The sequence below is a fragment of the Agrobacterium sp. El2ro-1b genome, assembly GCF_048298475.1.
Lineage (GTDB): Bacteria > Pseudomonadota > Alphaproteobacteria > Rhizobiales > Rhizobiaceae > Agrobacterium > Agrobacterium fabrum.
In genome coordinates, this window is sequence record NZ_CP103459.1 from 1,491,601 (window position 1) to 1,511,880 (window position 20,280).

Genomic DNA, 20,280 nt, shown 5'->3' on the forward strand with positions numbered 1-20,280 from the left:
CCGCATGATCAAGAAAATCCTCATCGCCAATCGCGGCGAGATCGCCTGCCGGGTCATCAAGACGGCGAAGAAGATGGGCATTGCAACGGTTGCAGTCTATTCGGATGCGGATGCCAATGCACTGCATGTGAAAATGGCTGACGAGGCTGTTCATATCGGTCCGACGCCCTCGTCGCAGTCCTATATCGTCATCGATAAAATCCTTGAGGCGATCCAGAAGACCGGGGCGGATGCGGTCCATCCCGGTTATGGCTTCCTGTCTGAAAATGCCGCCTTCGCCAAGGCGCTGGAAAAGGTGGGCGTTGTCTTCATCGGCCCACCCGTCGGTGCGATCGAGGCCATGGGTGACAAGATCACTTCGAAGAAACTGGCTGCAAAAGCCGGCGTTTCCACCGTGCCCGGCCATATGGGGCTGATCGAGGATGCCGATGAGGCGGTGAAGATCGCCTCGCAGATCGGTTATCCCGTGATGATAAAAGCCTCGGCTGGCGGCGGCGGCAAGGGTATGCGCATCGCCTTCAACGATGCCGAGGCGCGGGAAGGCTTCCAGTCCTCGAAAAACGAGGCGAAATCCTCCTTTGGCGATGACCGTATCTTCATCGAGAAATTCGTCACCCAGCCGCGCCATATTGAAATTCAGGTGTTGGGCGACAAGCACGGCAACATTCTTTATCTCGGCGAGCGCGAATGCTCGATCCAGCGCCGCAACCAGAAAGTCATCGAGGAAGCACCGTCACCGTTTCTGGATGAGGCAACACGAAAAGCCATGGGCGAAGAGGCCGTGGCGCTGGCAAGAGCGGTTGGTTACCATTCGGCCGGAACGGTGGAATTCATCGTTGATGGCAGCCGCAATTTCTACTTTCTGGAAATGAACACCCGCCTGCAGGTGGAGCATCCAGTAACGGAACTCATCACTGGCATCGATCTGGTTGAGCAGATGATCCGTGTCGCCGCTGGGGAAAAGCTTTCGTTCGCACAGGCGGATGTGAAGCTGAACGGCTGGGCGGTTGAAAGCCGGCTTTATGCCGAAGACCCCTATCGCAACTTCCTGCCCTCCATCGGCCGGCTGACGCGTTATCGTCCGCCGGTAGAAGGTGCACAGGACGGTGGCACCGTCATTCGCAACGATACCGGTGTTTTCGAAGGTGGTGAAATCTCGATGTATTACGATCCGATGATTGCCAAGCTGTGCAGCTGGGGCAAGGATCGGGTGACCGCCATCGATGCCATGGGAGAGGCGCTGGATCGTTTTGAGGTTGAGGGCATCGGCCACAATCTGCCGTTCCTGTCGGCCGTCATGCAGCATGAGCGTTTTCGCTCTGGCAGGCTGACGACGGGCTTTATCGCGGAAGAATTTCCGGAAGGCTTTTCCGGGGTCGAGCCGGATGAGGCGGCCGCGCGCAAGCTTTCCGCCATTGCCGCCATCGTCAATCAGCGTTTGCAGAGCCGGGCGGTCGAAATTTCCGGCACCATCGGCAATCATCGCCGCATCGTCGGCCATGACTGGGTGGTTTCGTTTGGCGCATTCCGCCACGGGATCAGCGTTGAAACCAGTGCGGATGGCACGGCGGTCCGTTTTGAGGACGGGACGGCCTTGACCATCGATACCGGCTGGCGTCCCGGCCAGAGCCTTGGCTTCTTTACGGTGGCGGGCGAGGTCATCGCCGCCAAGGTCGATCTTGCCGGCTCGGCCGTTCGCCTGCGCTGGCGCGGCATGGATATTCTCGCCCGGGTGCGCAGCCCGCGCGTGGCGGAACTGGCGCTCTTGATGCCGGAAAAACTGCCGCCGGACACCTCGAAACTGCTGCTCTGCCCCATGCCGGGCGTCATTACCGGCATCTCGGTCGGGGAAGGTGAAGAGGTGGAGGCCGGGCAGGCGCTGGCGACGGTGGAGGCCATGAAGATGGAAAACATCCTGCGCGCAGAAAAACGCGGCCGCGTTGTAAGAGTGGCGGCAAAACCGGGCGATAGTCTCGCTGTGGATGAGGTCATCCTCGAATTCGAGTGACGGCTCCGCCGTTTCTTCGGAACGCATACGGGCCGCAGCGGTTTACGGGCAGTGGGTGGATCGTTCGATTTTTGTCATGATCACCCGCCACAATGCCGAAATGAAATGCAGAAGGGGAGAGATGCATGTCGGGTGAAAAAACGGTGCGGGATTGGCTGCAGCTTGCCGAAAAGGAGCTGAAGCGTTCACCGGATACACTCGTCTGGCACACGCCTGAAGGCATCGACGTCAAGCCGCTCTACACCGCTGACGATCTGCAAGATATTTCGCATCTGAACAGCCTGCCGGGCTTTGCGCCGTTCACGCGCGGCCCGCGCGCCACCATGTATGCCGGGCGACCCTGGACCATCCGCCAATATGCCGGTTTTTCCACCGCCGAAGCCTCCAACGCCTTTTATCGCAAGGCGCTGGCCGCTGGCCAGCAGGGTGTTTCCGTCGCCTTCGATCTCGCCACCCATCGCGGTTATGACAGCGACCATCCGCGCGTGGAGGGCGATGTCGGCAAGGCGGGTGTGGCGATCGACAGCGTCGAGGACATGAAAATCCTCTTCGACGGCATCCCGCTCGAAAAAGTCTCGGTATCGATGACCATGAATGGCGCCGTCATTCCGGTGCTCGCCAATTTCATCGTTGCAGGCGAGGAGCAGGGCGTTCCGCGCGCCGCGCTTTCCGGCACCATTCAGAACGACATTCTCAAGGAGTTCATGGTCCGCAATACCTATATCTATCCGCCCGAACCCTCGATGCGGATCATCGCCGACATCATCGAATATACGGCAAAAGAGATGCCGAAATTCAACTCCATCTCGATCTCCGGCTATCACATGCAGGAAGCCGGCGCGACGCTGGTGCAGGAGCTTGCCTTCACCCTGGCGGACGGTCGGGAATATGTGCGGGCCGCGCTGGCCAAGGGGCTGAATGTCGATGATTTTGCCGGCCGCCTGTCGTTCTTTTTCGCCATCGGCATGAATTTCTTCATGGAGGCTGCCAAGCTGCGCGCCGCGCGCCTGCTGTGGTCGCGCATCATGGAGGAATTCAAGCCGCAGAAGGCCTCGTCGCTGATGCTGCGCACCCATTGCCAGACCTCCGGCGTGTCCTTGCAGGAACAGGATCCCTATAACAACATCGTCCGCACCGCCTTCGAGGCCATGTCCGCCGTGCTTGGCGGCACGCAGTCGCTGCACACCAATTCCTTCGATGAGGCGATTGCCCTGCCAACGGAGTTTTCCGCCCGCATCGCCCGCAATACCCAGCTGATCCTCCAGCATGAGACCGGCGTCACGAAGGTCGTCGATCCCTTGGCAGGTTCCTATTATGTCGAAAGCCTGACCGATGAGCTGGCTGAAAAGGCCTGGGCGTTGATCGAGGAAGTCGAGGCGCTTGGCGGCATGACCAAGGCGGTGGCGGACGGCCTGCCGAAACGGCTGATCGAAGAGGCCGCGACACGCCGGCAGGCGGCTGTGGACAAGGGCGAGGAGGTCATCGTCGGCGTCAACCGTTACCGGCTGGAGACGGAAGAGGATATCGATGTTCTCGACATCGATAATGCCGCCGTACGCGCGGCACAGATCCGCCGCATCGAGGAGACGCGTCGTCGCCGCGACGGCAAGGAAGCGACCGCCGCTTTGGAGGCGCTTTCCGAAATCGCCCGCAGCGGCAAGGGCAATATTCTCGAAGCCGCCGTCGTCGCTTCCCGTGCCCGCGCCACTGTAGGCGAGATTTCCGACGCGCTGCGCGTGGCCTTCGGCGACCATGCCGCCGTGCCGGAGGTGGTGAGCGATATCTATGGCGAGGCCTATAAGGATGAACCGGAGCTTGCCACGCTCGCCGCCCGGCTCTCCGGCGTCGCGGAAAGGATTGGCAACAAGCCGCGCATCATGGTCGCCAAGCTTGGGCAGGATGGGCATGATCGTGGCGCGAAGGTCATCGCCTCCGCCTTCGGTGATATCGGGTTCGATGTGCTGGCGGGGCCGCTGTTTCAGACGCCGGCGGAGGCGGCCGATCTCGCCGTTCAGAACAAGGTGCATGTGGTCGGCATGTCGTCGCTCGCTGCGGGTCACAAGACGCTTGCGCCGCAGCTGGTCGAGGCGCTGAAACAGAAGGGTGCGGAAGATATCATCGTCGTTGTCGGTGGCGTTATTCCGCGTCAGGATTATCAGTTCCTGCTCGATCACGGTGTGTCGGCCATTTTCGGCCCCGGCACCAATGTCATGGATGCGGCCAACAAGGTGCTCGACCTGCTCGAGGGCATCAGGCGAAATGCGTGAGGGATTGGCAAGCATGTTCGGAAGATTGAACCACGTCGCCCTTGCCGTACCTGATCTCGATGCCGCCGTTTCGCGATACAGGGCGCTCGGCGCACAGGTTTCCGAGCCGCAAGCGTTGCCGGAACATGGTGTGACGGTGGTGTTCATTGCGGCTGATAACACCAAGATCGAACTGCTTCATCCGCTCGGCGAGAATTCGCCGATTGCCGCTTTTCTCGAGCGGAATCCGGGCGGCGGCACGCATCATCTCTGCTTCGAGGTGCCGGATATTCTGGCAGCGCGCGATGATCTCCTCAAAAAAGGCGTCCGTATCTTGGGCGATGGCGAACCGAAGATCGGTGCGCATGGCAATCCAGTCCTTTTCCTGCATCCGAAGGATATGGGCGGCGTGCTTTACGAACTTGAGCAGGTTTCGCATACACACGGCTGAAACATAAATCTCCTAGGAGACTGACCCTGTGAGGCACCGCTCACGGCGGCGCTTTCACTTGCGCCTTTCTAGTTCGTTTATTTTCTTTTGACATTCGTTTTGTTTTCGCTTTTATGTAATTGTCTTTCCATAAAGGGGTTTTCCCTTGCATTGTCGCGGAGGCTTCATGTCCGGCGAAAACATTTTCGATCTTTTTGTCATCGGCGGCGGCATCAATGGCTGCGGCATTGCCCGCGATGCGGTGGGCAGGGGTTATTCCGTGGCGCTTGCCGAAAAAGGCGATTTTGCCTCCGGCACCTCGTCAGCGGCCACCAAGCTTATCCATGGCGGTCTGCGTTACCTCGAACATTATGAATTCCGCCTCGTGCGCGAGGCGCTGATGGAACGGGAAATCCTCTGGTCCATGGCGCCGCATGTCATCTGGCCCATGCGTTTCGTTCTGCCCATTCAGAAGGGCGGTGTGCGTCCGTCATGGATGGTGCGGCTCGGCCTGTTTCTTTATGACAATCTCGGCGGCCGCAAGCTCTTGCCACCGACGCGCACGCTCGATCTTCGCAAGGACCCGGCTGGCAAACCGCTGAAGCCTGTTTTCGCCAAGGCTTTCGAATATTCCGACGGCTGGGTGGATGATGCCCGTTTCGTGGTTCTTAATGCACGCGACGCGGCGGATCGCGGCGCGACGATCATGAACCGCACGCGGGTCGTTTCGGCGCGGCGCGAAGGCGGGCTGTGGCTCATCGAGACGCTGGATGAAAAAACCGGCCGGCCGGCCACGCACAGGGCCCGCATGCTGGTCAATGCCGCCGGTCCGTGGGTGGACAATGTGCTGTCAGGCGTGTTCGGCCGCAATGACGTGCACAATGTCCGCCTGGTGCAGGGCAGCCACATCATCGTGCGCCGGAAATTCTCCGATCCGCGCGCCTATTTCTTCCAGAACCCTGACAATCGCATCATCTTCGCCATTCCTTATGAACAGGATTTCACCCTGATCGGCACCACCGATCGCGACTACAAGGGCGATCCGGCCAAGGTGCGCATCTCCGAGGAGGAAATCTCCTATCTCTGCAATGCGGCCAGCGACTATTTCAGCGAGCCGGTGTGCCCCGAAGATATCGTCTGGACCTATTCCGGCGTGCGGCCGCTCTTTGACGATGGCGCCTCGAAAGCGCAGGAAGCTACCCGCGATTACGTGCTGAAGGTGGAACAGGCCGAAGGCGAAGCACCGCTCCTCAATATTTTCGGCGGCAAGCTCACGACCTACCGGCGGCTGGCGGAACACGCGCTGGAAAAGATCTGCACGGCAATCGGTGAAAAAGGCAAGCCGTGGACAGCGGGCTCCCACCTGCCGGGCGGCGATTTCGGCGTTCAACGATTTGACGCGCAGGTGAAGACGCTTCTCTTGCGTTATCCCTTCCTGGACGAACGCCATGCCGATCGGCTCGTCAAAAACTACGGCACGAAGGCAGCGAACCTGCTCGGTGCCGCCACCGATATTTCCGGCCTCGGCCGGCATTTCGGCGGCACCGTCTACGAATGTGAAGTGCGCTGGCTGGTGGAGAATGAATGGGCCTTTTCGGCCGAGGATATTCTCTGGCGCCGCACGAAACAGGGCCTGCGTTTGAGCAAGGACGAAGCCGCCGCTCTCGACGAATTCGTGGCTGTGCTGACAGGTATCAGGGAAAAGCCGGAAGCCATGGCACAGCGGGCCTGAGCACCCCCGGTCGGCATCTCATGCTCCCGAATTCCGCACGGGCTTCTGAGCGCCCTCGGCGCTCAGAATATAGTCATCAGCGGCGGAAAGCGCGTGTTCCATGTGGCCTTCGAACACCAGTTCCGGCTCGTTGGGGGCGATGGCGATTTTGGGCATGCCGCCGAAACGGACGGCCTGTGATTGGGCAAGCCCGTCGCGCAGGCCGCTTTCCAGAAGGTCGAAATAACGTGTGCCAGGTCCGGTGATGAAGACCGGCATATGGCCATGCAGGCTGAACAGGCGTGAAAGGCCGTTGCCGAGCGCAAGTCCGGCGGTGCGGAAGGCGAAGCGGGCCATGCGCGCGCCGGCGCGGGCTGAAGCGGCGATCTTGTCCACCTCTGCGACAGGTACGAATTTTGCCGGCTCCGCCTGTGGCGGTGCTTCGAAAGCCGAGCGCAGGATGGCGTAGAAGCCCGAATAGGCCTCGATACAGCCTCTGGTGCCGCAGCGGCATAAAGCGCCATCGGCGAGATGCAGCATATGGCCGAAATTGGGGGCGCTGACCTCGATTGTGCCGGCTCCGGAGCGGGCAATGCCGAGACCGATGCTATGGCCGAGCGACAGGGTGACGAGCGCTTCCGGTTTTGGGCCGTCTTTTGCCTGCTCCCGCATCCAGATGGCTTTTGCGGCAAGCAGCGTTTCGTTGTTCAGCGTCACGCGGATGCGACCGTCCTGCGAAATGAGCTGCTGGAAATCTATCTTTTCGGTGCCGAGCACCGGAGACCAGACGAGCACTGCCGCTGCCGCGTCCACAAGCCCCTTGCTGCTGATCGACACCTGAAGAATATCGTGCCGGTCGATGCGCGAGCGGTCTGCAAGCCTTGCGAGGCCGGAGAGGATCGCGCCGCCGAATGCGCCTTTTTCAGCCGTGATCCTCTGCTCGGTGAAACGGTCCACCAGCTTGCCGGCATAATCGACCAGTGAATATTGCACGCTGTCGGACGAGATGATGATGATGGCGACGTGGCAGAAGGCGCCGTTAGGTGCAAAGAGGATGCGCGGCCGTCCGCGGCCGGCAGCGGCGATCTGTTCCTTGCGCAGGATGAGGCCGGTTCGTTCCAGATCGGTGGTTATGACGGAGACGGTGGCGGAGGCAAGCCCGGTGAAGGACGACATGTCCGTATGGGACAGGCTGCCATGCAGGCGCAGCGCCGCCATCACCGACAGGCTGTTTTTCTGGCGCACCAGTTCCGTGCTTGCAATGGCGGACATGGGCTGGGGCATGCTCCCTGAACGGCTTTTTTCCTGTCGTGCTTATCCCCTCTGATGGCGCATGCCACGAGCAAGATCAAGGCACCCGGATGCTGCCCGCAGCCGTTGTTGACAGCATGGGGAATCTCTGACATTAATTTTCTCGACTGTCGAGAAAATTGTGAAACCACAGAGACCGACAGCTTTTTCCGGGCGTTTTCCCTGCATGGAGGTGCGGGGCTTCGCCCCTACCGGGAGGACATCATGAATTCGTTTGCCAAGCTTTTGGCGGGTACTGCCGTACTCGTTTCCCTGCACACTGCCGCCATCGCGGCTGATCTCGTCGTTGGCGTTTCCTGGTCGAATTTCCAGGAAGAACGTTGGAAGACGGATGAGGCGGCCATCAAGGCAGCACTCGACAAGGCCGGTGCGAAGTATATTTCCGCCGATGCGCAGTCGTCCGCCGCAAAGCAGCTGACCGACGTGGAATCGCTGATTTCCCAGGGCGCCAACGCGCTGATCATCCTGGCGCAGGACAGCGACGCGATTGGCCCGGCCGTTGAAAAGGCCGTTGCCGAGGGTATTCCGGTCGTGGGTTATGATCGCCTGATCGAAAACAAGAGCGCCTTCTACATCACCTTCGACAACAAGGAAGTCGGTCGCCTGCAGGCCGCCGAAGTGTTCAAGGTCAAGCCGGAAGGCAACTACGTCTTCATCAAGGGCTCGTCTTCCGATCCGAATGCGGACTTCCTTTTTGCCGGCCAGCAGGAAGTGCTGAAGGCCGCCATGTCGTCGGGCAAGATCAAGAATGTCGGCGAAGCCTATACCGATGGCTGGAAGCCGGAAAATGCCCAGAAGAACATGGAGCAGTTCCTGACCAAGAATAACAACAAGGTCGATGCGGTCGTCGCCTCGAACGATGGCACGGCCGGTGGTGCAATCGCCGCTCTCGCCGCGCAGGGCATGGCGGGTTCGGTTCCGGTCTCCGGTCAGGACGCTGACTTCGCCGCGCTCAACCGCGTTGCGCTCGGCACACAGACGGTATCCGTCTGGAAGGACAGCCGCGAACTCGGCAAGGAAGCGGCCGGCATCGCGCTTGCATTGGCCGGCGGCAAGAAGATGACCGAGATCAAGGGCGTCACCGCGTTTGATGGCGGGCCGAAGAAGGTCACGATGCAGTCGGTCTTCCTCAAGCCGATCGCCATCACCAAGGACAATCTCGGCACTGTCATCGACGCCGGCTGGATCAAGAAGGAAACGGCCTGCCAGGGTGTGAAGGCCGGATCCGTCAAGGCCTGCAACTGAGACCGCTAGGTTGATGTTTGGGCGCCGCGTCACCACCAAGTGGCGCGGCGCCTTTCAGATGTAAGGAGGACCGGCAGTCCATGGCCGACATGACACAATCCAATTCCACGACGTCCCCCAAGACGGAAAAGACGGGCTCTATTTCGCGTTTCATCAGCGCCACGGAACTTGATACCCGGCTGCTCGGCATGGTCGGCGCGCTTCTTCTGATCTGGATTGGATTTCATATCCTGTCCGGCGGCCTGTTCCTGACGCCGCGAAATCTCTGGAACCTTTCGGTACAGACTGCGTCCGTGGCTGTCATGGCGACGGGCATGGTGCTCGTCATCGTTACCCGCAACATCGATCTGTCGGTCGGATCGATCCTCGGCTTTTCCGGCATGATCATGGGTGTCATGCAGGCGGAAATCCTGCCGCAGCTCCTCGGCTTCGAACATTGGGCGACATGGATTGTCACGCTTCTGGTCGGCATTCTCGTCGGCGGCGCAATTGGCATGCTGCAGGGCTCGATCATCGCCTTCCTCAACGTGCCGTCCTTCATCGTCACGCTCGGCGGTCTGCTGGTCTGGCGCGGTGGCACATGGTTCGTCACTAGCGGTCGCACCGTGGCGCCGATGGATTCTACCTTCCGCCTGATGGGCGGCGGCACCAGCGGCTCAATCGGTGCGACATGGAGCTGGATCGCTGCCGTCATCGCCTGTGTCGCCATTGTCGCGGCAATCCTCAATTCCCGCCACCAGCGTCGCCGTTTCGGTTTCCCGCTGCGGCCTGTCTGGGCGGAATATTTCCTGGTGGCGCTTGGCTGCTTTATCGTTGTGGGTTTTGTGGCTGTCGTCAACAGCTACCCCTGGCCGATCAACATCGCCCGCAACTATGCCGACGCCAATGGCATAGCCTGGCCGGATGGCGGCCTGTTCATTCCGCACGGCATTGCCATTCCCGTGCTGATGGCGCTCGCCGTCGGTGCTGTCATGACCTTCATCGCGACGAGGCTTCGCTTCGGACGGTACGTCTTCGCCATCGGCGGTAACCCGGAAGCGGCGGAGCTCGCCGGCATCAAGACCCGATGGGTTACGGTGAAGATTTTTACGCTGATGGGCGTTCTGTGTGCCATCGCTGCGGCGATCTCGACCGCACGCCTCAACGCGGCCACCAATGCCCAAGGTGAACTCGACGAACTTTATACGATCGCGGCCGCGGTCATCGGCGGCACCTCGCTTGCCGGCGGTGTCGGCACCATAGCGGGCGCGATGCTCGGCGCGCTCGTCATGCAATCGCTGCAATCCGGCATGGTGCTGGTGGGCATCGATACGCCCTTCCAGCGCATCGTCGTCGGTGTGGTCCTGGTCGTCGCCGTCTGGCTCGACACCATCTACCGCTCCCGCGCCAAGTAAGAACCGAGGAGAATCCCAATGACGGAACAAGTCACGCCCCTCGTGGAAATGCGCAATATTTCCATTTCCTTTGGCGGTATCCATGCGGTGGAAAACGCCTCAGTCGATCTTTTCCCCGGCGAGGTGGTCGCTCTTCTCGGCCACAACGGCGCGGGCAAATCGACGCTCATCAAGATATTGTCCGGCGCATATAGACGCGACGGTGGCGAAATCCTCATCAATGGCGAGGATGTGGATATCCGCAATCCCCGCGACGCCAAGAAATACGGCATCGAAACCATCTACCAGACGCTGGCGGTGGCGGATAATGTCGATGCGGCGGCCAATCTCTATCTCGGCCGCGAGCTGAAGACGAAATGGGGCACGCTTGATGATGTCGCCATGGAGGCCTCGGCTCGCGAGGTGATGGGACGCCTCAACCCCAATTTCCGGCGGTTCAAGGAACCGGTAAAGGCGCTCTCGGGCGGCCAGCGCCAGTCGGTCGCCATTGCCCGCGCCATTCTGTTCGATGCCCGTATCCTCATCATGGATGAGCCGACGGCAGCGCTCGGGCCGCAGGAAACGGCGCAGGTGGGGGATCTCGTCAAGGAACTGAAACGGCAGGGCATCGGCATCTTCCTCATCAGCCACGATATCCATGACGTCTTCGATCTCGCTGACCGGGTGTTCGTCATGAAAAACGGCAAGGTTGTCGGTCATGCGCGGACTGAGGATGTCACCAAGGACGAGGTTCTCGGCATGATCATTCTGGGCAAGGTGCCTGCGGGCGCGGTGGCGGGGCCGGGCGCAGTCGTCTCCTGACGACAGGATCTGGCAGTCTTTACGTCCGATATAATCGAGGCCCGGTAAAAACCGGGCCTCGACAAACGCTGGGAACAAAAGTTCTTGGGGTAGACTCTAAAATATATTGCGTCCGGTGTGTTTCAGCCCAGCCGGAACCGCAGACGAAAAATGTCTGCGGCTCTGCGCAATTGCAGACGCGGTCGTTAAAAATGGATTGGTTTTAATGTAGTTCGGCGTGTGCGAAGCCGCTGCCGTTCATCTCTGCGCCGGCATGTGGCAAGCCATGCTGATTGATGTCCTGGGCTAGCGATAACAATGCCATTTCCAGAAAATAGGTCGACATGCCCAGTTCCAGAGATTTGGAGCGCTGGCAAAGATAGGAAACCATGCGCCCGAGCGCCAGAATCTCGTCTGCATTGTCCTGTTCAAGTATTGCTGCGGTAGACGCCACCATGATTCCCTCTCGACAGTCGACAGTATGAAAACGCGTTGATCTCGCGTTATTCATTTTCGACCATATCGAGCGTCACGCGAGCGTCACACCTGCATCAATCCTCGCTTTTGTCCGTCGGCCTGGCGGCATTTTCAGCTGTTTCGCTCGCGGCGAGCGATGTCACGAGGGCAACGATGCTTCTGCGCACGGTCGAACTCTTGATACGCGAAAACGCCTGGTTGAGCGAGAAGCCCTCATTCGAAGCCACGAAGCTCTGCATGGCATTGATCGTGCCAAGCGCCGGGTTGGCGGGGTCGCCATCGGGCGTCGCATTGGCGAACAGGGAGCTGACATCCACGCCGAGGATCGACGCGATGGCCTGCAGACGGGAAGCGCCGACGCGGTTGGCGCCCTTTTCATACTTCTGGACCTGCTGGAAGGTGATGCCCAGTCGCCCGGCCAGCGCACTCTGGCTCATGCCAAGCGATTTGCGGCGCATTCTGATCTGCGTGCCCACATGGACATCGATCGGGCTGGGTAGTTTGGCTTGCATTACAAAATCCTCCTGTTGAGGTTATTAAATTCGATGGCCGTCAATTAATATTGTTGAAGGTGTATATTCAATACAATTTCCACGGGTATTGTGAACCTTTATTGACAAAACGCCAGGGTTTTCCATTCATAATCTTGTGTCCGGATCGCGATCTACAATCTTTATTGCACAGCGCAACGCGCCGTTGCGACTCGAAAGGTGGCTCCATCCGACTACACCGACAGGCTGAAAGCCCAGCCCGTCCCAGATTTTTCGGTTCACCGTGTCGAACTCCTCAAGCGTTTCAGTGTCGCCGAAATGCGGAATCCAGACGAATGGCCGTTTCTGACCGGAACGTGTGACATTTTCAAGAACGACATTGTTGTAAAGTCTGGGCAGGCACTTATTGGTATCGATAGCAGGCGCAACCGGAATGGGGTTACGTTCAATCGCAAAACCCTGCCGTGCAAGCGCGAGGGCCGAGGCGTCCAGTTTTCGTTTCAGCTCGGTTGCGGCGTGGACATTGCATCCGCCGTGCGCGACAGGATCGGCGACGAGCAGGAGCGGACGGCCACCGTGTTCGAGACCGGTAACGGAAACGAACTGATCGACGTGGAAACCGCACTGGTGCATCTTTCCCTCGAGTGCTGCCGGGTCGAGCGGTATCGCCGGAAGATCGAAAGGGACATTGCCGAGGTCTTGCGGCCGATATCCGAAACTGTGCACGCTTCTGCCGTCGAGACCTTCAATTTTCCGCCGCCGATGTGCGGGAGCGGCCGCCCGCCGTCCGATCACGCTGTTTTCAACAAGGCTGGAATGGCCCACCAGCCGAAAATCCGCGCCGACAAGCTGGTTGCCGCCTGCCAGGGTTACATCCGTATGCGTGACAGCCGCGCCGAGATGCTCGGCCAGAACAGGGCCGATAGTATTTTCCGCCGCCAGGACAAGTTCCGGTGCAACTTCCCGCCCTCGATCACTTGTCCGCACATGGAACATGTCCTGTATCCACGGATGCGGGATGTTGTCGGTTCCAGAGAGGGGCACAACTTCGAGGATGCAGCGGATTGGCAGGCTCGCGAGCCAGTTTCGTGCCGAGGTCAGAGAGGCACTATCGATGGCGATAATGGCGATGATATCAGAAGGCAGGGTAGACAGCAGGTTTCCGATTGGGATGAGCGGTGAAACGGTGTCGTCCACCCCGCTTTTAGCAAAAAAAGCTGCCGGCAATGCCAGCGCGACCGTGCGGATCAAACCGCCGCAATCGGGCACCAGCGGCAGGGGATTGGCGGCGGTCAAGACGCTTCTTCTCCCGCTACCCGTCGTGCAGCCAATTGCTGGAAAAACAGGGTGTTCTGCAGTTTCCACGATTGCGGCGACTGGGATGGCAATGGCTCAGCCTTAAGCGCCGCCAGAAGTCTGGCCGCATCGTTTCGTTTGGTGGATGCCGCATGGGCGGCGAGCAGATTTGCCGTTGCGGGGCCAAGACCCGCTTCAGCGGTGATGGTGCGCCAGGTCCTGCGGGTAAAATGCAGGGTGCGGGCGGCAGAGGCGATCGCGTCGTGTTCCTCGGGCGTGATGGCATCACCGCAGACGGCGAGCGTGGCCTCGGCATCGACCAGAGCGATCGTCAGCGGGCGGTAGCCGAGTTCACGGGGCGCGTGGCTCACCGCCACGTCCGCATCGGAAACACGGTGTCCGTCGCGATAGGCTTCGAAGATATCGCCCATGCCGATCATGCCGAAGGCTTCACATTCCGCCGCCCGCAGCGCCCCCATGCTGGCGGCGCCGAAAACCGCGATACCGCTCGACAGTGCAAACAGGATTTCCTTGTGCCACACGGCGGCGCAATCGCCGTAAAGACCGTCGATCAGCCCGATCGCCCGCGCACCTTGCCGCACCGCGTCGAAAATATCACCGCAGGCCGCCGGTCCGCGACGTTCGAGGCCGGAGAGATGTTCGTCTGGAATGCCGTGGATGGACGGTCCTGCAAAAACCACCGGCTTCATCAGGTACCTCCGAGATTCAACAGGTGATCGAGCGTGCGCGGCGAGATGTGTTGCAGGCCACCGCCGACCGGGGTGAGGCCGCTTGCGAGAACCCGGACGACATGCAGGCCGGAGACCTCCGTTTCCAGCGGAAAGACATGGATATCCTCGATCCCGCCGGCGAAGAGGTACTCCGCCAGCTGGCGCCATGGCGGCAGAGATAGATCGCTTTGTGAAAAATTGAGATCGGCTGGCATCTGAGGGAGCGACCGCGCACCGGAGGCCGTGTGGCCCGATGTTGACGGGTCGCGTTGATAGCGCAGTGGGGAGAGGTCATCCCTTGCGCCGCTGATATCGGTCAGCCGCGACTGGATCGCCTCCAGCAGTGCGGCCATGGCGGCGGCATGGGCGCTTGGTCGGCAGGCGGCACCCGCGGCGCTGCGGGTGGCCGGCCCGTCCTCAGCCTGAAGCGAGCGGGGCAGGCTCGCCATCACCACCGGCACGCCGAGCGCATTCGTCAGATCGAAGAAGGACGGCGGCAGGCCGATATTCGAAAGATGTTGAACGAGATCATCGAGGAGCGAGTCCATTCCTGCCGAAAGGAGAAACGGTTGCGGCGTTATGGCGCGCGTTTCGAACGTATCGACGAGAAAGCTGGCGTCGTTTTCAATGAGTTCAAGCAGGGCATGGAGAACCGCATGATCATGGTCGAACCCGGCAGCGAGCCCTTGCGAGCTCATGCGGAAGGCCTGCCGGTCCCATGGGAAGTCCGCACGGAAGTCCATGCCGATGAGTTCGTAAGGGGCAAAGACCTCCTGTTGCCGGCGAATCGAGGTTCCCTTCACCCAGGCGCGTTCCCTGCGCAGATCGAGAGCGTCCGGATCGATCCGGCCGACGGTTTCGAAGGGAATGAGCGGAATGCCTTTGTTCCGCATCTCCTCGATGGAGCCGAAAGCCGCAACGTGTCTGCGGGTTTCTTCGGCAACCGCGCCTTCGATCGCTTCCATGATCGCCGATAGCCGGGCCTGGTCGGCTAAAAGCCCCTTGCCCTGCGAGACGGAGAGGCCGCGCGAATTGGGCCGGGCCGCAAACCAGACGGGGATACCGATAATATCGAGGCCTGTCACATCGCCGACGCGGGTAATCCCGAACCGCCGAAGCAGTCCGGGATCGAAGAATGAAGCGTCTGCTTGCCCTGAAGCCGCGGTCGCTGACATGGGAGCATCGGCGCCGTTCAAGGCAAGAGGGCCGCCATCAGCGCGCCGTGTTGCTGTCGTCGGCAAGGATGGCGTCGAACAGTTCGCCGGTGACGGAACCCGCCGGGCCGACGGCCTTCAGGGCCGCTTCGATCGGTGCCTGCACCATGCGGTTGAAGTCCCAGCCGGCATCGACGACTTCGCCGATGAAAGCGAAATCGGCTTCGGAAACCACGGCGCCGCCGGCGACGAGGGCTTCGATGCCTTGAATCTGCACCTGATCCAGTTCCGTTTCCGGCTCGCCGTCCTGACGAACGAGCATGGACTTTGCGGCAGCAGCCACGCGGGCATAACCGTCCACGCCCGGATGGCCGGCTTCATAAGCGGCAATCGTCTCATGCGATACGGACGCAACCCGAAGCGGCGCCGTGCGAATGAAAAGAACGCCAAAACCCTTTTTTCCGACAATAAAGAAATGCGAGGACATAATATCTCCTATTTGATCCCGGCTAATCGAAGTGCGTTATAGAATTTTTCATTCGCTATCGGGTCACGGTCCGGAGACAGGCTGCTGATCTCCCTTGCCGTCATACCCGGATAGTTTTCCTGAAGCCTGCTGCCGGTTTCCCGGGCAGCGAGCAAATCGCCATGGAGCGCGTGGCTCGCGGTCAAGACGCGCAATGCCGGCTCGTCATTTTCCATCCGCCCGCACAGTTCCACCGCGGCGCCGTAATCCTCGCGCTTGAACGCGATGCTGGCGCCTGCCCACCAATAGATGTCCGGGGCCAGCGGGTTGAGGTCGATGGCCTGCTGAAACTTCTCCCACGCGGTCTCGGCATCGCCGAAATGGGCGAGCGCATCGGCATGCTGCAAAAGGAGATCGGCGGAGTTGGGCGCCAGCGCCTCCGCCTCGAAGAATTTTTCGGCGGATATGTCAAAATCCCGCTGGTAAAGCGCCACGACGGCGCACATCCAGTGCCCGACGCCAAGTGCCGGATCGATCTCGACAGAAGCATCGGCCTCCGCCTTGGCGCGATGCAGCAGGTGGGGGTCATTGCCGCCCAGCATCAGCCATTCCAGCTGCAGGCTCTGCGCCACCCGGGCGCGGGCAACCGCCAGGCTGTGATCGAGATCGACCGCCTTGCGGAACAGGGAGCGGGCTCTCCTGAGAAGCGGCAGGTCGCATTTGCCGCGCATAAGCTGCTGCCCCTCCAGCAATTGCCGGTAGGCTTCGCCGCTATGGTTACGGTCGGGCTCCACCTGCAGCCGCTCGATTTCGCGGGCAAGTGCTGCCGCCACCTGTTTGGTAAGCAGCCGGAAGGCGGCGTGGATATGCCGCTCGGTCAGGACCGCCTCCAGCGACCAGACGATTTCGCCGCTCGCATCCTCGATCAGCGCAACGGACATGCGGCTGTCATCGAAGACCGTGGAGATGATGCGGTAATCCGCCCGCAGCATGGCGTAGCTGTCGTCAACCCGGTCATGGGCCAGCGCAAAGGTGCTGTGCGGCGAAAGCACGGTGAAGGTGCGGTATCGGACGAGGCTGTTGGCGACATCCTCAACAAAGGCATGCATAACCGCCGGGACCGGCTGCCCGTCGACCCGGGCCGGGCGAACGAATGCGACACGCGGTTTTGCCAGTGCTTTTCGGCGGCTGCCCTCTTCGGGCTCCGCCGGGCCTGTTATCGTTGCCGCGAGGCTCTGTATCCGCCGTTTCAGAGCCACGGTTTCCGCTTCAGGCGAGCGATCCTCCTGGCGTAGTTGTTCCAGCAGAAGCTGATACATGCCTTCGCAGGCGCTGATGTTGCCCCCGCGCGCATAGGCTGCCATGGCGGCGCGGTAAGTTTCCTCGCGCTCCGGTTCGATCTTGCAGGCGCATTCGGCCAGTCTGGCGATGTCGTTGGAACTCGCACGCCCAAACCGCGTCAATTCCTCCAGAAGCTGGGTATAGCTCGAAAAGAACAGGTCCTTGAGGCGGCGGCGCTCCGAAAGCAGCCACAGGTAGAGATGATCCTGCCCGGCCTCCAGCCCCTCCAGCAGATCGCCGCCGAATTCAAGCAGGGCATTGAGCCGCCGCATCGGGTCTTCGGCTCTTGCACCGGCCAGGAAGATGGCAAGATCGGTGCGCTGCGCCAGTGCCCCGGCCTTCAAATCGTTCCCTTCGGTCAGAAGGATGGCATCATCCTCATTGGGAAGTTTCTGCAGGCGCAGGATGAGCTGCCGTAAATTGCCAAGCGCCCGTTTCTGCTCGACATTTTCCCACAGCAGCGATGCGGCATACTGGCGGGAAAGCGACTGGTTCGGCGCAAGGATGAGGGCGGCGGTGAGGGCAAAGCCCTTGGACGGAAAAAATGCGTCCCGCACCGCTTCACAGCGCGGGGTGCCAAATAGCCGAATCGGTATCAGTTCAGCGTTCCCAGCCACGTTCATCCCCTCATGAAACATCATCTAACAATGTGCTCGGGAAATTGAAAGTCATCATAGCGTTCCATTTGACGCTGGTGTGACGCGGCCTGCCTATTGTCGGAAACAGAAGAATGAATGACGGGCGGAAAACAGCGGATATGCGGCGGGCAGGCATCGGGAATTTTCGACAGTGATCGCGTTTAACGGAAGCTACATGGCGTTCGAGCCGCGTACCGAACCTTACCAGCGTGCCGACGATGTCGGTTATGCGGTCAGTGAATTCATGTGGTTCAAGGGCCGGCCTTTTTATCCGGTTTCGGCGCTTGTTCATGCGAAGGTCGCCCATGCCAGACTGTCGGTGGAAAAAGGCGACGAAGAAGACGAGGATAATCTCGATATTCTCTTTCGCATGCCGCTGGTGGCAGGCGGGCATTTTTTCGAGATCGTGCTGCGGTCGAATGAAGGAACGTCTTACGGCGGCTGGGTGTGGGGAGAAGAACTGGAAATCCTGAATGAATTCGTCAACGGCTATCGCGTTCTGGCGGGGAAGTTCGACGACAGGCTCATCCGGTTTGAATATTCCAGGCGGTTTCAGCGTTATCGGACGCTCGAGCCGCTGCCGGTGGAAAAGTCCGTCTTCCTGATCCAGCGTGAGGCAAAACCTTACGCAGGCGGGCGTGGCCTGCCGGAAAAGCTGGCGCCCTGATCGTGGGGACGCTTTGCCTCAAGGGCGCGCAAGGCGTGGAGAAAGAGGGGCGATTGACGCGGCGGGGGTCGTGCACATCGCAGCATGCCCGGTAAAGCGCTGCTTTACCTGATGTCACCGGAATATTTTTATTTTTATTGTGTGGAACATTATGATGCCCAATAGAGGTAATGTGCGTAACAGGGGGATATCACCGCAGCTTGTGGCGGTGGGCTGTGCTTCCGGCGACAGTGCGCTTTCCGATGCGGAGAGCGTTGAGGATGTGTCGCGTCCACTTCTGCGCAGCGACATGCTTTATGTTGTCAGTGAGCCGATCTCCCAGACGCCGCCATCTTCCGCTTTGGATGATCGGTCCGAGGGTGCGCCGGGCGGGCTCGAGATACGAAATACGGTTGTCGATGCCGATATCAGGGTCGCAAAATGGGCGTGGGCGATATTAGCGATCGCGCATTGCTGGCTGATCTATTTCATGGTCCATAATCTCGGTTGATAGCTCTCTCCCGAAGACCGCTGTCTTCGGTCCGCGGATCGCTCAGGGCCACCACCGCCACGCCGCGTGGGCGCCTGGTTATCCCAGATTTACAGCCTTCGCGGCCACAGGTGCCGTTTCATCAACCGGGCACCGGTTTCAGCCTTTCCCAACAGTCTCTTGCGCGCTCTTTCCCGATGACGCCGCGTGTCTATTCGCGGATATCCCGCTCATCACGCCCGGAAATGTCATAAAGCTGTAAATGAAGAAACTTAATTGAATGATCGGTTTCAACGCAAACCGATCACCATGTTCCCGTCGCTTTCCACCGAGCGGCGGCGACCGTGGACTTTTCTGACGACATCGCGTCGGTCGGCATGGACGACGTCAAAATAGACCGGCCGGACCTGTTTCCATGCGGCACGGCGCGTTGCGCTGTCGCACGGCCCCGTATGACCTTTTTTACCCCTGGAGATGACGACGTGAGCAATCTTATAGGTACCGGCTTCAATGCCGGCTCGGACGACGGCGAACTGGCCACACTCGAAAGCGATCTGCGCGCGCTTGCCGATATCGGCTGCGATACCGTCGAGATCGCGGTGACAAGCCTCGACCTGATCGCCGGCGGCCGCATCATCGAGGAACGCGCCGGGCGTTTCGTGGCGCTCGCAAAGCAGTTCGGCTTCCGCTACACCGTGCATGGTCTGGTGTCGTCCAATTTCATGGATCCGGTGACATGCCGTTACCAGATCGACGCCGCCAAGGCGCTCGCCGTTCTCTGCGATCGTATCGGTGCGGGTATCCTCGTTCAGCACAGCGGCGCGCTGCGTGCCGACCAGATTGCCGAACGGGCCGATGCCGATGCCCGTGAACGGGAAGCGCTTTTCGAACTGGCGGAATTCTGCAAGCCCTATGGCGTGCGTATTGCCCTTGAAAACATCTTTTCCACCGAACCCGGCCAATATCGCCAGACGCCCACCGAGGTGGCCGCGACCGTGAAGGCTCTCGGTCACGACAATGTCGTGGCGCTGATCGATTTCAGCCATGCCTATCTCGAATCCACCTATCGTGGCCTCGACTTCCGCGCGGAGCTTCGCGCCATGGCGCCGGTTGCCGGTCACCTGCATGTGCACGATTCCTTCGGCCGCCCGCAGGGTTTTTATGAGCCCTATTTCCCGCAGGAGAGCACGGCGTTGGGCATCGGCGACCTGCATATGCCACTCGGCTGGGGTGATATCGACTGGCAGGACATTTTCTCGGAACTCACCTTCCTGCCGGACACCGTGCTGATGATGGAAATCGGCCGCCGTTACCGTGCCGAGCAGCCGGCAAGCCTCGAAACGGCGCGGCATCTGATGTCGCTGAATGCTGCACGCACCCAGCTCGCTGCCGAGTGATGCACTCGCATAGGGCTCAGTCGCGACG

18 protein-coding genes are annotated in these 20,280 nt (G+C 60.3%); 10 read left to right on the forward strand and 8 right to left on the reverse strand.

Features of this window, described 5'->3' with window-relative positions; all coding sequences use genetic code 11:
• The first annotated feature begins 4 nt into the window (after positions 1 to 4).
• From NYR50_RS20975 to NYR50_RS20990, 4 genes are all read left to right on the forward strand, one after another.
• On the forward strand, positions 5 to 2,008 hold the full coding sequence (locus NYR50_RS20975) for an acetyl-CoA carboxylase biotin carboxylase subunit (RefSeq protein ID WP_174010050.1): 2,004 nt from the start codon (positions 5 to 7) through the stop codon (positions 2,006 to 2,008).
• Between the two features lie 125 nt (positions 2,009 to 2,133).
• Entirely contained in the window at positions 2,134 to 4,275 is a 2,142-nt protein-coding gene (gene scpA, locus NYR50_RS20980) for a methylmalonyl-CoA mutase (RefSeq protein WP_418138011.1), read from the forward strand.
• Between the two features lie 13 nt (positions 4,276 to 4,288).
• A complete protein-coding gene (gene mce / locus NYR50_RS20985; RefSeq protein ID WP_418138012.1) occupies positions 4,289 to 4,705 on the forward strand; it encodes a methylmalonyl-CoA epimerase in 417 nt (138 codons plus the stop codon).
• Between the two features lie 166 nt (positions 4,706 to 4,871).
• On the forward strand, positions 4,872 to 6,416 hold the full coding sequence (locus tag NYR50_RS20990) for a glycerol-3-phosphate dehydrogenase (RefSeq protein ID WP_174010048.1): 1,545 nt from the start codon (positions 4,872 to 4,874) through the stop codon (positions 6,414 to 6,416).
• Positions 6,417 to 6,434: 18 nt separating this feature from the next.
• Here the strand turns inward: NYR50_RS20990 and NYR50_RS20995 are convergent, their stop codons facing one another.
• Positions 6,435 to 7,667, reverse strand: coding sequence for an ROK family transcriptional regulator (locus NYR50_RS20995; protein WP_174010047.1), 1,233 nt, complete (start codon positions 7,665 to 7,667; stop codon positions 6,435 to 6,437).
• A 243-nt stretch (positions 7,668 to 7,910) separates the two neighbouring features.
• Between NYR50_RS20995 and xylF the strand changes: the two genes are divergently transcribed.
• The 3 genes from xylF to NYR50_RS21010 all read left to right on the forward strand — a co-directional run bounded on the left by xylF (position 7,911) and on the right by NYR50_RS21010 (position 11,146).
• Positions 7,911 to 8,951, forward strand: a complete 1,041-nt coding sequence (gene xylF / locus NYR50_RS21000; RefSeq protein ID WP_006315595.1) for a D-xylose ABC transporter substrate-binding protein — start codon at positions 7,911 to 7,913, stop codon at positions 8,949 to 8,951.
• Between the two features lie 80 nt (positions 8,952 to 9,031).
• Entirely contained in the window at positions 9,032 to 10,345 is a 1,314-nt protein-coding gene (locus NYR50_RS21005) for a sugar ABC transporter permease (protein WP_174010046.1), read from the forward strand.
• An 18-nt stretch (positions 10,346 to 10,363) separates the two neighbouring features.
• A complete protein-coding gene (locus NYR50_RS21010) occupies positions 10,364 to 11,146 on the forward strand; it encodes an ATP-binding cassette domain-containing protein (protein WP_174010045.1) in 783 nt (260 codons plus the stop codon).
• A gap of 202 nt (positions 11,147 to 11,348) precedes the next feature.
• On the opposite strand, the gene NYR50_RS21015 is transcribed toward NYR50_RS21010, so the two are convergent.
• From NYR50_RS21015 to NYR50_RS21045, 7 genes are all read right to left on the reverse strand, one after another.
• The gene (locus tag NYR50_RS21015) at positions 11,349 to 11,582 is read right to left on the reverse strand and encodes a hypothetical protein (RefSeq protein WP_174010044.1); all 234 of its coding nucleotides are present in this window, start codon (positions 11,580 to 11,582) and stop codon (positions 11,349 to 11,351) included.
• A 94-nt stretch (positions 11,583 to 11,676) separates the two neighbouring features.
• Complete coding sequence (locus tag NYR50_RS21020) at positions 11,677 to 12,114, reverse strand: helix-turn-helix domain-containing protein (RefSeq protein WP_174010043.1); 438 nt, start codon at positions 12,112 to 12,114, stop codon at positions 11,677 to 11,679.
• Positions 12,115 to 12,240: 126 nt separating this feature from the next.
• Positions 12,241 to 13,389, reverse strand: coding sequence for a hypothetical protein (locus tag NYR50_RS21025; protein ID WP_174010412.1), 1,149 nt, complete (start codon positions 13,387 to 13,389; stop codon positions 12,241 to 12,243).
• Positions 13,386 to 14,099, reverse strand: a complete 714-nt coding sequence (locus NYR50_RS21030; protein ID WP_418138013.1) for a TfuA-like protein — start codon at positions 14,097 to 14,099, stop codon at positions 13,386 to 13,388. The genes NYR50_RS21025 and NYR50_RS21030 overlap by 4 nt, the downstream gene beginning before the upstream one ends.
• Positions 14,099 to 15,295: a YcaO-like family protein gene (locus NYR50_RS21035; protein ID WP_418138014.1), complete on the reverse strand. Its 1,197-nt coding sequence runs from the start codon at positions 15,293 to 15,295 to the stop codon at positions 14,099 to 14,101. Before NYR50_RS21035 ends, NYR50_RS21030 begins: the two co-directional genes overlap by 1 nt.
• A 37-nt stretch (positions 15,296 to 15,332) precedes the next feature.
• Positions 15,333 to 15,761 (reverse strand): hypothetical protein, encoded by a 429-nt coding sequence (locus tag NYR50_RS21040; RefSeq protein WP_174010040.1) that lies wholly within the window; start codon positions 15,759 to 15,761, stop codon positions 15,333 to 15,335.
• A gap of 8 nt (positions 15,762 to 15,769) precedes the next feature.
• Positions 15,770 to 17,722, reverse strand: coding sequence for a BTAD domain-containing putative transcriptional regulator (locus NYR50_RS21045; protein WP_418138015.1), 1,953 nt, complete (start codon positions 17,720 to 17,722; stop codon positions 15,770 to 15,772).
• Positions 17,723 to 17,894: 172 nt separating this feature from the next.
• Between NYR50_RS21045 and NYR50_RS21050 the strand changes: the two genes are divergently transcribed.
• The 3 genes from NYR50_RS21050 (at position 17,895) to NYR50_RS21060 (ending at position 20,252) form a co-directional block, all read left to right on the forward strand.
• Positions 17,895 to 18,386, forward strand: coding sequence for a hypothetical protein (locus NYR50_RS21050; protein WP_006315606.1), 492 nt, complete (start codon positions 17,895 to 17,897; stop codon positions 18,384 to 18,386).
• A 154-nt stretch (positions 18,387 to 18,540) separates the two neighbouring features.
• Entirely contained in the window at positions 18,541 to 18,876 is a 336-nt protein-coding gene (locus NYR50_RS21055; protein WP_174010038.1) for a hypothetical protein, read from the forward strand.
• A gap of 461 nt (positions 18,877 to 19,337) precedes the next feature.
• Positions 19,338 to 20,252 (forward strand): TIM barrel protein, encoded by a 915-nt coding sequence (locus NYR50_RS21060; RefSeq protein ID WP_174010037.1) that lies wholly within the window; start codon positions 19,338 to 19,340, stop codon positions 20,250 to 20,252.
• The last annotated feature ends 28 nt before the right edge of the window (positions 20,253 to 20,280 follow it).

Coding starts and splice junctions, on each gene's coding strand:
- NYR50_RS21020 (WP_174010043.1), bottom strand. CDS start 12,114: ATGCAAGCCAAACTACCCAGCCCGATCGATGTCCATGTGGGCACGCAG.
- NYR50_RS20995 (WP_174010047.1), bottom strand. CDS start 7,667: ATGTCCGCCATTGCAAGCACGGAACTGGTGCGCCAGAAAAACAGCCTG.
- xylF (WP_006315595.1), top strand. CDS start 7,911: ATGAATTCGTTTGCCAAGCTTTTGGCGGGTACTGCCGTACTCGTTTCC.
- NYR50_RS21005 (WP_174010046.1), top strand. CDS start 9,032: ATGGCCGACATGACACAATCCAATTCCACGACGTCCCCCAAGACGGAA.
- NYR50_RS21040 (WP_174010040.1), bottom strand. CDS start 15,761: ATGTCCTCGCATTTCTTTATTGTCGGAAAAAAGGGTTTTGGCGTTCTT.
- mce (WP_418138012.1), top strand. CDS start 4,289: ATGTTCGGAAGATTGAACCACGTCGCCCTTGCCGTACCTGATCTCGAT.
- NYR50_RS21055 (WP_174010038.1), top strand. CDS start 18,541: ATGCCCAATAGAGGTAATGTGCGTAACAGGGGGATATCACCGCAGCTT.
- scpA (WP_418138011.1), top strand. CDS start 2,134: ATGTCGGGTGAAAAAACGGTGCGGGATTGGCTGCAGCTTGCCGAAAAG.
- NYR50_RS21030 (WP_418138013.1), bottom strand. CDS start 14,099: ATGAAGCCGGTGGTTTTTGCAGGACCGTCCATCCACGGCATTCCAGAC.
- NYR50_RS21045 (WP_418138015.1), bottom strand. CDS start 17,722: ATGATGTTTCATGAGGGGATGAACGTGGCTGGGAACGCTGAACTGATA.
- NYR50_RS21050 (WP_006315606.1), top strand. CDS start 17,895: ATGGCGTTCGAGCCGCGTACCGAACCTTACCAGCGTGCCGACGATGTC.
- NYR50_RS20990 (WP_174010048.1), top strand. CDS start 4,872: ATGTCCGGCGAAAACATTTTCGATCTTTTTGTCATCGGCGGCGGCATC.
- NYR50_RS21035 (WP_418138014.1), bottom strand. CDS start 15,295: ATGTCAGCGACCGCGGCTTCAGGGCAAGCAGACGCTTCATTCTTCGAT.
- NYR50_RS21015 (WP_174010044.1), bottom strand. CDS start 11,582: ATGGTGGCGTCTACCGCAGCAATACTTGAACAGGACAATGCAGACGAG.
- NYR50_RS20975 (WP_174010050.1), top strand. CDS start 5: ATGATCAAGAAAATCCTCATCGCCAATCGCGGCGAGATCGCCTGCCGG.
- NYR50_RS21010 (WP_174010045.1), top strand. CDS start 10,364: ATGACGGAACAAGTCACGCCCCTCGTGGAAATGCGCAATATTTCCATT.